Source organism: Exiguobacterium sp. FSL W8-0210 (assembly GCF_038006045.1).
Taxonomy (GTDB): domain Bacteria; phylum Bacillota; class Bacilli; order Exiguobacteriales; family Exiguobacteriaceae; genus Exiguobacterium_A.
On the sequence record NZ_JBBOUK010000002.1, the window covers coordinates 20,889 to 33,629 of the forward strand.

General features: G+C 36.1%; 11 protein-coding genes. 2 read left to right on the forward strand and 9 right to left on the reverse strand.

Annotated elements, in window-relative coordinates; translation table 11 throughout:
- Positions 1-5: 5 nt before the first annotated feature.
- On the reverse strand, positions 6-2,627 hold the full coding sequence (locus MKY22_RS16230) for an Ig-like domain-containing protein (protein WP_341090243.1): 2,622 nt from the start codon (positions 2,625-2,627) through the stop codon (positions 6-8).
- A gap of 276 nt (positions 2,628-2,903) precedes the next feature.
- On the opposite strand from MKY22_RS16230, the gene MKY22_RS16235 reads away from it, so the two are divergent.
- Together MKY22_RS16235 and MKY22_RS16240 are read left to right on the forward strand one after the other, a co-directional pair.
- Positions 2,904-3,641, forward strand: a complete 738-nt coding sequence (locus tag MKY22_RS16235) for a hypothetical protein (RefSeq protein ID WP_341090246.1) — start codon at positions 2,904-2,906, stop codon at positions 3,639-3,641.
- Positions 3,642-3,786: 145 nt separating this feature from the next.
- Positions 3,787-4,596 carry a hypothetical protein gene (locus MKY22_RS16240; protein ID WP_341090248.1) on the forward strand — a complete coding sequence of 270 codons (810 nt, stop codon included), beginning with the start codon at positions 3,787-3,789 and terminating at the stop codon, positions 4,594-4,596.
- 100 nt (positions 4,597-4,696) lie between these two features.
- Here the strand turns inward: MKY22_RS16240 and MKY22_RS16245 are convergent, their stop codons facing one another.
- The 8 genes from MKY22_RS16245 to MKY22_RS16280 form a co-directional block, all read right to left on the reverse strand.
- Positions 4,697-5,503, reverse strand: a complete 807-nt coding sequence (locus MKY22_RS16245) for a hypothetical protein (protein WP_341090250.1) — start codon at positions 5,501-5,503, stop codon at positions 4,697-4,699.
- A complete protein-coding gene (locus MKY22_RS16250; RefSeq protein WP_214725417.1) occupies positions 5,500-6,279 on the reverse strand; it encodes a ParA family protein in 780 nt (259 codons plus the stop codon). The genes MKY22_RS16245 and MKY22_RS16250 overlap by 4 nt, the downstream gene beginning before the upstream one ends.
- Positions 6,276-6,962, reverse strand: a complete 687-nt coding sequence (locus MKY22_RS16255; RefSeq protein ID WP_341090257.1) for a DUF3102 domain-containing protein — start codon at positions 6,960-6,962, stop codon at positions 6,276-6,278. Before MKY22_RS16255 ends, MKY22_RS16250 begins: the two co-directional genes overlap by 4 nt.
- Positions 6,946-7,761: a ParA family protein gene (locus MKY22_RS16260; protein ID WP_341090449.1), complete on the reverse strand. Its 816-nt coding sequence runs from the start codon at positions 7,759-7,761 to the stop codon at positions 6,946-6,948. The genes MKY22_RS16255 and MKY22_RS16260 overlap by 17 nt, the downstream gene beginning before the upstream one ends.
- Positions 7,762-8,382: 621 nt before the next feature.
- Complete coding sequence (locus MKY22_RS16265; protein WP_341090259.1) at positions 8,383-9,459, reverse strand: hypothetical protein; 1,077 nt, start codon at positions 9,457-9,459, stop codon at positions 8,383-8,385.
- Between the two features lie 1,125 nt (positions 9,460-10,584).
- A complete protein-coding gene (locus tag MKY22_RS16270) occupies positions 10,585-12,018 on the reverse strand; it encodes a hypothetical protein (RefSeq protein ID WP_341090261.1) in 1,434 nt (477 codons plus the stop codon).
- Between the two features lie 137 nt (positions 12,019-12,155).
- Entirely contained in the window at positions 12,156-12,395 is a 240-nt protein-coding gene (locus MKY22_RS16275) for an SDR family oxidoreductase (protein WP_341090263.1), read from the reverse strand.
- Entirely contained in the window at positions 12,392-12,613 is a 222-nt protein-coding gene (locus MKY22_RS16280) for a hypothetical protein (protein ID WP_341090264.1), read from the reverse strand. Before MKY22_RS16280 ends, MKY22_RS16275 begins: the two co-directional genes overlap by 4 nt.
- Between the last annotated feature and the right edge of the window lie 128 nt (positions 12,614-12,741).

The following is a 12,741-nucleotide window of genomic DNA, read 5'->3' on the forward strand; positions in this document are numbered from 1 at the left end:
ACATGTTATTGTGTAATTTTAATAACTTCTCCTCTACTTCTATTTCCAAATTTATCTTGAGCATACACTTTTAAAATAGAATCTCGTTTTTGATTTTTAATTTTCACATTAAAATTCCCCTTGGAATCAACATTTCCATCTCCAATTTTTTTAGAACCATTATAAATTAATATTTTAGAATTTTTTTCTGCCTTGCCGCTTACAAATTTACTAATTGTGGTCACTTTATTTAACACAAAAATCTTCGGTGGTGTTCGATCTAAAACAACAATTTGTTTATTAACGCTTTTATTTCTTGAAACATCTACAGCATAAATCATTAGTTTAGTTCCAGGCTTTTGTTTATTTATTTTAACACTGTATACACCATTCTTAGCAGTAGATGATCCAAGCGATTTAGAACCCAACATTACAAATACCTTTGAACCATTCTCAGATTTACCTTTAACAGCTGTTGATAGATCAGAAACTGAATATACGACTGGAATTGAAGGTGGTGTTTTATCTAATACCTTTATTTTAGTTGGCAAACTTATATTTCCAAATTTGTCTGCAGCATATACTAGTAATTCTGTATTTCCCTTTTGTCTCGGGACACTTACATTGTATCTTCCGTCTTTTTCAACAAAACTCTGTCCAATTAATTTAGATTTTGTTTTAACAATAACTTTTGCATTAGGTTCTGAAACGCCACTGACAATAATAGACTGATCTGTTACTGTATCTACTTTTGGTTTTAACGGAGCTGTTGAGTCTTTAACGGTCATTTCAGTTGGTTGACTGATATTTTCGTCATAATCAATTGCGACGATTTTTAGTCTTATTCCTGCTTCTTGTCTAATAATTGGTACTTCAAAATTTCCACTTGAATCTGCATTCGAATAACCGATTTCTTTTGTTCCTAACATAACCACAACTTTAGAAGCACTCTCTGCCTTACCAGTCACTAAAGTTGTTTTGTCTGTAATTTCATAAACTATTGGTGAATATGGAGGTGTTGTATCTTTAACAATTATTTCTGTTGCTGCACTTCTGTTTCCTGAAGGATCTATCGAAAAAATCATTAACTTTTTACCTGCCTCTTGTTGATCGATATAAACTTGATAATCTCCTTCTGAATTAACTTTTGCTGTACCTAACAATTCCGCTTCATTCATAACATAAATAATAGCGTTAGGTTCAGATTTTCCACTGACTAATGTAGTTTTATCAGTAATTTTATATACAGTAGGTGATTCTGGTGATGTTGTATCTTCTACAATAATTTCTTTAGCTGTACTTTCGTTTCCTCCATAATCAACCGAAACAATTGTCAGTTTTGTACCAGCTTTCTGTAGATCAATTGGTATGCTGAATCCTAATCCTTGATACATTGTCCCATATATTCTTTGATTCATAGGGACATTGTTAATTGCTGTTCCCAAAATTCTCATTCCACTTTTTATGATCACTGTTGATCCGGGTTCTGCTCTTCCGATAACAATCTTAGTACGATCATTTATTGTTTCAACTATTGGAATAGGTGGAGGAGTAACATCCAATGCTATTATTTTTGTAGCTTCACCAGTAACCCCATTTTTGTATGTACTTAAATAAAATGTGAAGTTTCCACTCATCTCAAGATTTATTTCGAATTCACCATTAGAATCAACAAATATTTTTTTACTTCCACCACCAGCATCGTAAGGACTAGTAGTAATATATGAGAGACTAAGAATTGAATTAGGTTCTGCGAATCCTTTTATAGAAGTGCTGTGTTCATTAACTTCGTTTATAACGGTTGGTTTTTTCATTGTAACGATTTCTGGAGTTTCTTTATGAGGAAATTCTAAAATTGAATTTAAGTCTATTGTGTTATTAATACTTAAGTCATCATTCCCATCAAATATCTTATTTTGAATTTCTTCTTTTTTATCAGTGTTCCAAAAATTTTCTTCAAAACTACTTACCTTTGCATTTGCGTTATTCAATCTGATTTGATCAGTTTCTTGGCTCAAAAAGCTATTATATTTAAAATATATTTGTTCTTTTCCTTCAATAATCAAGTTACTTTTTTCGAAAAAGATGTTATTTGTAAAAGTTGAGTTATTATCAATATGTATAGGCGATACATTAGAAAATATATTTTTTTCAATTTCGGTGAATGTCCCAAAGTAATTTGTGTTTCCATAATATTCATTTTCACTATTCTCATTTTGTCCTAAAGTATCATCCATCCAAGAATTTTTAAGTTGAAAAAAAGTCCCTATTCTCTCAAAATTGAAATTACATCTAAATAAATTACTATTGGAGATCTTAACTGATCCTTTACGACTTTCATTTCCACCACTTAAATCCAAATCAACAAGCCTTACTTTATTTTCAGCAGTACCTAAAACTTCTAATTCACCAAAGACAGAAATTTTTTTTCTATTTCCTTTGACTATTACTCCAGGTTCTACTTTAAGTTTGCCACCAATCTGAACATTTCCTACTAAACTGTAAGGTGAACCTTCTTTGGTCCATGTTACATCCGAAGTTATAATACCACTTACTTGTGTTCCACTAGATGTTTCACTTGCATTAATTTGATGAAGATTAAAGATTAAAGCTACGAACAAAATACTTATACAGAATAGTTTTTTCATTTTTTAAGACTCCAACCCATTTTAATTTGGACATCCAGTAATTTCTGGCAAAAAAAATACGAATTTAAACTGTAAATTTAAAGTCACTTGCCATGGAAAATATGTCCGATTTATATTCTATCTCAAAAACGAGAGTTTTCTTGAAAAAATTAATAGCAAGCTTAACTTATTGACCTATCCTCTAAAATCTTCTACCTTGCTAATTTCGAGCATTAAATATTAAATATTTCATCATGATATAATGATAATAAATATTTTGAATTGAGAGGTCTACATATGTCATCTAATGAAATGAAAAATAAATCTTTTCGTTTGTCGGAAGAAGTAACAGAAAAAATTGGTGAATTACTTAAAGGTCGTCAAATCACAACAAACCAATTATTTGAAGAATTCATCTTGCTTGCTGAACAAAAGGAAATTGATCCTAAACTCAGTGAAGAGGATGCTGTATTAGAAGCATCACTTAAGCAGATTACGCTTCTCTTCCAAGAACGAGCAGCACGACTTGAGACATTCCAATATGAAAATCAACGAATTCAATCACGTCATCTAGACACAGTCACTAGGTTAGAGTCCGAAGTGGTTCAAGCTAAAGAAGATTTAGAAGCAGAGTATTTAGAAAAAGTCTCTCTCCATAAGCAAGAACTTGAAGACATAACTGCAAAATTGAAACAAACAGAGCATGAATTGGTTCAGATGAGAGATCAACAAGAAAAGCTGGAAATATCTAAAAAGGAAGCAGTCACCTCATTAAAAAGAGAAGTATTTCATTTGGAAGGAAATATTAATAAACTCGAGGAAGAACGCGATCAATTGTATCGTCAAAACAAAGCATTAACCGACCGAATTGATGAACTAAAAGCACGTACCGAGCGTTCCGAACAGTTAGAAGAAGAAAACCGAAAATTGTCGTTAGCGTTGACTATTGCCCAACGAGATCTAGAATCGTATGAACGTCGTCTTCATGAACAAGTCGAGCTAGCTGTTTTAAGAGAGCGGACACAGCAAGAGTAACTTCATCAAACAAGTTATTCTATTGAAGATTCGCAGTGTATACAACATTTAATTGATAGAGACCTGATTATGTTAATTCAGTCAAACAAATATAGTTAACATTATAATAAAATCATAAAAACTAACTCAAAGGATTCACTAACTAATGGATAAAATACAAGAATCAATATTATTTCCACTAATTGTTATACCTTTTGTTTTGATGTGTCTAAAGCGCTTCACATATTTTTTTAATCTAGAATGGGATAAAGCCCATATTACATCGTATGAAAAGTTTAAACATAAAATTGTAGATGCCTTGTTAATTACATTATTTATAATAGTGACTCAGATTTCTATTATTGTTGCAGATAACAGTAGCTTTTATTATAAAGAATATAAAAATCAAATAGATAAAATAAGTGACTCTGCTTTATTGATTTTCAGCTTCTTTTTAATTTTTTTTAGTGTGTATATGTTAATCGATATTTTTTATAAAAATATTTTATCTACTAATAAAATTCAAATTAAACAACAAAATAACTATTTTTCTTCAACGCGAGGCAATGATGATTCACTGCATATTATGATTTCCACAAATCCAAAGCAATTTAAAAAATATGGAAAGACATATTTAGATGAGACTATAATAGAATATTCTATTTCAAAAGAACCTAGTAAAGTGAATAAATGGATCGAACATAAAGTTAATGAAAATGCTCGTAACAAAACTTATAAAGTTAATACTAGTTTGAAGTTTATTGTTCATTTATTATTAGCTTTTGTAATTATAACGTGTTATATATTCTTCGCTATGTTTTTATTCAATGAAAAATTTGAACCAAAAGCATTTTATATTTTCTATTTTCCTTTTCTATTTTTTGTGACTTTTGTTGTTTTAGAATTATCATCTGGAATATATATTCCTCTAGCTACTCGTTTTTTGAGAAGAGATTTTTTTAAGACAAAACAATAAAATTTTTCTTAGATGATGAAACTACAGACAATTGGTATAGAATTAACCCCAATGTATCTACATTACATTGGGGTTAATTCTATTAAAACTGATTTGCAAATTAGAAATTATTTAAATATTGTTCCAACGCTGCTCGAATAATCTGATCCGGCTTCATACCTTGATCTTGCGCTCGCTTTTTCAGCGTTTGATATAATGGATCATTTTTATCAGAAAAATCTACATGGACGCGTGCTGGTTTTGGCTGTACAGGAGCTGCATCAATCACGTTTTGTTCGTTCCGTTCATTTAACATTTTTTTCACTTCACGTAATTGCTCACGTGTCATTTCGTAGACCGTGAACTCCCCATCTTTTATCTTATACTTTCGTTCTTCGAGCAACGCGAGTTTTGGATCTTCTGGCCATGTTAATAGTTCAGCTAATTTAGAAGCACTAAAGTCTTGTTGAATCGCCTTATCTAAGATCGTTGGTCCAAATACATTCCAAAATGAGATAAAACGACTAACTTGAGGTTGAGACATTCCAATATGATTTAAAAATTCTTTCCAACTTCCTTGCTCCTGTTGAAACGCTTCTTTAGTTTCAGCATCACGGAATACTTCATTGGCATGTGCCAATATACGACACTTCTCAACAAAACTTGTTGCTTGGATTGTATCAATGTGATTGTAATATTGAATAATACCTTCCATGTCTTCCGGAAGTCGTTTTGATAACACACGTGATAAGCCGACAGCTGGAAGCGACTGATACGGATTTGACATCGCAGGCGCAGCAAACTTCTTCACCGCTTCGACTTGCTCTTCTCGTAACGCTTCTATGCTCTCTTCTTGAACAGGTGTTTCAGCTACTGTGCTCTGAAAGCTTTTGAACGTTGCTTGTCCTTTTTTACGTCGACTGCTCATAGTGAGAGTACCTCCTCTGCTAGCTGTAAGTAGGCATCTGTCGCTGGACTTTTATGGTCAATGACAGGACGTGCTTCTCGTTGTAAGGATTGAATCTTGACGATATACGGAATCGTTGTCAGTACAGGAATACCAACTTCCTCTCCTAATTCCTTTAACTCGTCCACTGTCGCCATATCCCCTTTAGAGCGGGCATTCACCATTGTGGGAATGAATGCTGAAATATGAATATCTTCTTTGTATCCATTTCTCATTTCTTCCAACTCTTCTGGAGCTGTGTAAACAGCATCCATCGAGAACTTCTGCATCTGTACCGGCATGACAATCCGGTCTTGAGCAACAAGAGCACAACGAGCGTATGGGTTTAAAGCGGACGTTGATCCCGGGCAATCAATTAAACAAATATCAAATAAGTCTTCAAGTCGCGCTAGTTCTTCAATCAAGCGGTATTCATATCCCATCTGACTCGTCAGTCCGGTAGGAGAAGCAGAGCGACGCGTTGGTACTAAGTGAATCGTTCCTAGTTCATAATCACAGGTAACAATCACTTGTTCAATCGGTGCGTACAACGGATCGTATTCTTCTATCAGACAATCAAGAAGCACTTTTCCATCGTAATCATCGGTTAAGCCTAGTCCGTTTGTCGTCGATGCTTGGTCATCTGCATCAATGACTAGAACGCGCAATCCTTGGCGAGCATATGCGTGGGCTAGATTAATCGTGGTCGTTGATTTTCCGACGCCACCCTTTCGATTATATAAGGCAATTTTTTTCACTGTTCCTTCTCTCCTTCCACGATCTCACTCTGATCTTCAATAATGTTTCGCTGAATTGTCTCTTCGATCATCTTTGAAATGTATTCACTAATGCTGAGTCCTTTAGCACGCGCTAACACATGAATCTGTTCTGATGTTTCTGTAGGAACTCGTGTAGAAAGGACGGTCGATGTCACTTCCGGTTGTTGAAACGATTTGACTTTTACTTTAGGTGTCGTTGATCGAGCAGCACGAATTTCTCGTACTGTCGCACTGTCTAATGACTTCCGTCCTTCTTCTACAGGTAAACCATTTAAAACAACGTCTTCTGGGTCATCGACATACATCAGTTCGAATACTTTGGATGCAGGTAACGTTTGGAGTTGTTCTTCAAATGGTTCTAGAGTGTCAAATGCTTTAACATATCGGGAGGCGAGTGAATTGGACATGTTGACGAATTCTAAAAATGTGCGCCATTCTTGTTGATCATGCATTTCTGATTTAGCAATCGACAAGCGCTTACCAATCTCGAAAACAGAGATCGTTTGAATCTTAGCTAACTCCTTGATCTCGACTGCGAGATTTTCTAAATCGCGGGAAACCGGTAACTTCTGCACGACAGAACTCAGATCAGTCAATCCACTCCGATAAGGATGTTGATCCTGTGGTCTTACTTTATGGATTTGTTTATTCCGCGCTTTCATGTTTCGGACCTCCTGTCATCAAGAGTGCTAGTTCACGAAATGGTTGGGCCAGTTCCATGCCTTCCTTCGACTTGTACTGTAAAACACTCTTTCCGCTATCTGCTGCCTTTTCAATAAAAGCAGCACGTCGTACAGAGGGGAGAACATGTAATTGCTCTGTTGTTGCCAACTGTTTCATCGCTTCTGCGTATTCGCGATCGCCTTTTAAACCAAGATCGATTGCGACCGGCATAATGCCTGTTAGCTCTAGCGAAGCATTATAATACTTCTTCACTTGTCGAATCGTTCGAACCGTACTTCCTAACTGATCAAAGACAAGCTTTTTCGGCATAAATGGAATGATCACCTCGTCTGCACACGATAAAACGACTTTAGATAATTCATTGATTGAAGGGACTGAATCGAGAATGATCCAATCAAATTCATGGGCAAGAGGTGCTAATAAGTCTTTTAATAGAAAAATCTTATCTTGTTCAGATATTAAATTGATTAAACGGGCATTTCGTTCATTGGAGGGAAGAAGACTAATATTATGTTTTTCATCATCAAATAAGATTTCTTCTATCGCTAATCCTTTAGACTGGACGTCGTACAGTGTCATGTATTGAATCGTATCCGACTCTTTCAGCATTAACTTACTTAATGATCCCTGCGGATCTAAGTCAACGAGAAGCGTACGATACCCGAGTTCACCAAGGGCATGACCCATATTGAGCGAACAGGTTGTTTTACCGGATCCTCCTTTTGATATGTAAAACGTCATAATATTCATCATCTCTCCCCTTTCTTCATTCATCATGGCACACGAAAATAATAATTTCAATGATTATCAGTACTCAAAAGATAATATGTACAAAATTTTATGTATACATTATTAAATAGCCTGTAAACATTTCGACATCGAAATGTTTACAGGCTATTTAATCTTTTCTACTTAGATGCTTTTGTCTACATGTTTGAAATGCCTCCCCATATTTTTATTTTATTCTTCATCATAATAATCCGTGATCGACCAGATTATTATCATTCAACACATTGGAAGAGATTAAAAAGATTAATAAAGAATTAATAAGAATTAGAAAAAGACTTCACCACCGCAAGCCTTTAATACCAACAAAAACAAGACATTTTGTAATTCGAGAAACGAACAGCATAATTTGTAGAAATTCAAAAAGTATTGTTTTTTATGAATTCATTCAATGATTTCGTTCAGAATCTATTGAATAAGCAACTCAATAAGCTGTTTATTTAACAATAGAATTTGTTTTTTTTCCTAAATAGTATGGCATATTGATATTGTCCTTGGATGGATCAATAAAATGAGTAGCATGAAGATGCATTCGATCAAAAAGACTTAAAATGGCGCGATTTTGTTGCCTTTTCACGACTATTTTCAAAAAAAAGCATGACAAATAGACCATTATGCAATGGCCAATTTTTCCGATACGACTCGGAGTCGTTCATTTAGATAGAGAATTGGTGATTCAAAGAAGAGACGATAGAGTTCTGCATCTTCAAGACGGTCCCCGTATTGGTAGAAATCGTTTCGAATTGAACGAATGACTGCATCACAGGCAGCAAATCCGTACGTATCACTCAACGACTGCAGCGATGTTTGCGGAACTTCCAATGCATCAAAATCTACGTAGTCACGAGCGACTTCTCGAAGATCGAACCAACTAATCAACGTACGCGCCCGTTCCGCTTCCCGAATACGCTTACTGTTAATTTGGTCTTCGAGTTTCACGTGAAACATTAGAGGACGTGTTACGGTATGTATGCGTTTCTTAAGCGAGACGTTCTCTTTGACTGCAGATAAGAAATCTTTCGTATTCTCAACCAAATGCACATTGAAGAACTGCGATAGTTGATCAAGCATGCCTTTTACAGCCAAACGGTGTCCACAGTAACGCGGTAAGAATCCACGTACTTCATCATAGGTTAAAGTCGCTTTCTCCTGAGACTGAACATTCACGTCCCGCTCTACTTGCACAAGGGCACGTAACGCGACGCGAAGGATATTCACATGCTCAATATCCATCAGTTGGCGTACCATCCCACACCAAAGAGACGTATAACCGGTCTTCGATGTATACGTACCACTCTCTTCAAAAAGATCACGGTAGTTTTCAAGATAATCTACGAGTTCAATGGTGACGACTCCAGAGAAATGAATCGAATAACGAATAAGCCCAGCTGATTCAAAAAGGCGTAGGTTATTGTGTAACGATCGAACGGAAGTACGCGCATAGTGAGCCAATGCTTCACTTTCCACTAATGAAAGAACACCTTGATCATCGCAATGCGATAAAAGCGTCAACAAATGACGAATACGAGATTTTGTCCACTTCAATGCCAGGAAAGGTCCTGGAATGTTATAGTGATGCTGTTCATATAAGAAACTGTCTTGACGTTTTGTCCAACGTGTTAAACCGCTCATCGCGATCAATAATTTATTAGCGACCAATACATGACGATTTTCGTGTTGAAATGACATACCTACACCTCCCCTAATCTGAACTATTATTACTAGTATCCTGTTCAGAAAAGGAACTGTCAAAACGCGGTTTCGGTACGGTCAAAAACGACCAATGTGCTAAAAGCGTTGATATGAAGCCGTTTTAAAGTATAAAAAAGATGTCATTTCAGTACGGTCAAAAACGACCAGAATCTCTGAAATCCTTATATGATGCGCTTTCTAGAGGTTTTTCTTGAGTAAATTCATACATGTAGCGATGCAATATGTCATTCTGGTACGGTACATAACGACCAAATGATTAAAAGTGTCATTTCAGTACGGGATAGAGCGACTAAAATGTCCAAAAGTGTTGTTTGAGTACGGTATATGACGACCAAATGGATAAGATAGCCGCTTTAAAATAATTTTTAAAAAGTGTTCTAAAGTGCAAGATGGTCATTTTGGTACGGTAATCAACGACCAAAAACATAAAACTGTTGTTTTGGTACGGTAATCGACGACCTAAATCGATGAAGTGTTGTTTCGGTACGGTCAAATCCGACAAAAATGCTGAAAATATAAGAAAAAGTGCTGTTTCAGTACGGTAAATAACGTCTGAATTTGAAAAATGGTCGTTTTCCGACACGATTCGACATGTACGATCAATAGATATTCTGGAGAATAAGACATCCAATAATATGTGAGTTCTTACAACAAGAAGAAAAATAAAAAAACTAAACAGAACATATGTTCCTATTTTTTATTTGGTACTTCATATACGACCATTTATGTTGGTACTACATTACAGATCTTTTGATATGATGGTTTACATAAATATATGATTGTGATTAGCGAAATGTACATGAACATAGCTGAGTGCTTGATGCTGCTTATTTTTGATTATTGTATTGCTGTTAAAGCAATCATAAAGCGACCATATTTTTCAATTGCAACATGACACGATAGCTAATCTCGATTTTATAGGAAAAAGACAATGTAGGTTAGGCATATGAGGAAAAATGCTTATTTACTATCATATAGTTTCAAGGAGAATCATAGTTAGTATTCAAAAGAGCGTACGAGATTCATGATCTCATACGCTCTTTTATTTGAATCTATGAAGAATGGAAGAAGACTACTTTCTATTGATCTGCTCGATATTCCTTATAGGAGAAGGGCATTGCGGCGATCATCATGTTCCCAGCGTTCCAAGGGATGGAAGTATAAGAAATAGTAGTCACCGGACCGATGCCAATCTTGAATGATAAAATCAAGTTCTTTGATACGATCCAAATTGGTTTCAAGCTCTTTCAAGTTTTCTGCTTTTCGACTCTTATTAAATCGAATAGAGTGTGTAAACTGACGCCAATGCCGTTTCGCGGGCATTGCTTCGTTTAACTGATACGAGTTAAGTCGTTCCTTTTGAAGTACAAAAGATAAATGATAAGCGAACGTTCCTTTTAATCGCTCAATCTGTTCTCCATAGATACTGATGATCTGTTGTTTCAATAAATCATCATAGACTTCCTCTGAGACGGTGACAGTGATTTGCGTGTCCCGCTTAACAGAAGAAGCATTACTAATTTTAACAGAGGAGAAGAGACCGAAGATCGAGAGGTCCCCTTCCTCATTTCTAACAGCTACGCGATAATAACCGAGTTTTACAAGACGTTGGGTTGTGAGGGTATAGCTTTTCCCGCTATCGTTTCCATAAATCTTCTTAACAAGTTTTGAGATTGGGAAGACGATCTTTCGACTCGTTTGAAACGTCACATCGCGATATGACAGAATTTCGTTAAAGACCTCAAAATCACGAGCATCAAGATCCGGGACTTTTCCGTCGAGTTCTGCAAGGAACTCGTTACTGACGAGAACCGATAAATTCGTCGGTATACCTTGTTTGTATTTAGGAACGACAGCGGAGAAGTCGTGGAGATCAAGAGATAAGTCCGTCAACATACCTTCTCCTTGATTGAACTTTTCCGTCGTATTTTTCATGCGATCAGCGATTCCAAAGAACGGTACCGTAATCGACGTAGAAGTCGCAACGTGTGCCTTTGGTTGCGAACGTTTCAATTCTTTTGCAACCTCTCCAATGACCATTAAAATATCAGTCCGCATTGTTGTCGTTTGCTGGTTCTTCGTTTTTTGTCCCCAATGCGGATACGTATGAATTAGCAAGTTATTATTTTCAGCCCATGCTTCAAGTTCCTGTATGTGTTCTTGCATCAATTTTTCAACACTATCAGCGGAGAACTTTCGCTGGAAACCTTCTTTTCCCGCAATGTCCCAATACTCAAGGTACATTTTATGAAGTCCTCGTAGTTCTTTCATCGGACCTTTGTTTTCAACATAGTTTTTTACGGCTGCTCGTACCCAGCGCCGTTTTAATTTTTTAAAGGAATAATAACGAAGCTTGGTATAAACATCTTCTTCATTTTGAAATTCATAAAATTCTTCATAAAGTTGATTGACATAGGCTTCGACATCAATGATATCGATGGAGATTAGTTGTTCGGTAACATCGTTCTCGAGCAGTGTCTTTGCTGCTTGAGAGACAACAAGTTGTCTATGTTGGACGGATGAGGTAGAGTCCATAATGCACGCCCCCTTAATTCGATATAGCTAGCATAGCATGTCTGAAGTGAAGTGGGGAAATTAGATAAAAAGCGTGCGCCGGCGCACGCTTTTTGAAAAATGATATCGATTTAGATCTATCTTACAGTGTCTAAACTTTAGAGCGTTTGCCCGTTATCAATCAAGAAGACTTGTCCCGTAATGGACGATTGTGTCAACTGGAATAGAATAGCCTCCGCGATATCCTTCGGTGTGGAGATTCTCTTTAAGGGAAGGTTACCTACTAAACCATGCATTCGTTCCTCATTACCAGCCCACCAACGCGTGGCGACCGCTCCCGGAGAGATACAATTAACGCGAATGTCAGGTGCGAGTGAGATAGCAAGTGAGCGTGTCATCGTATGAGTGGCTGATTTTGTGGTGCATAGGGAAAGAAAGAACCGATACCGTACGATCTCCAAGTTGACGATTGCATCTTCGAATTGTTTTTCATGTGTGGGATGACAGTCTCTAAGAAAGGGAAAGTACCTTTTATGTTAACTGCAATGAAGAGACTCCATACTTCTTCCGTTACCTGATTCAAAGGAGTTTGAGAAGTGATGCTTACGTTGCTCACTAAAAATTAATCCTCCCAAACATAGAGATGGTATAGGAGATTACATCTAAAACCTTACGCTTTTGCGAAACATCAGCCCGATAAGTATAAATTGGGAAAACATAAAGTAGATAAGGTTTCACGTGAAA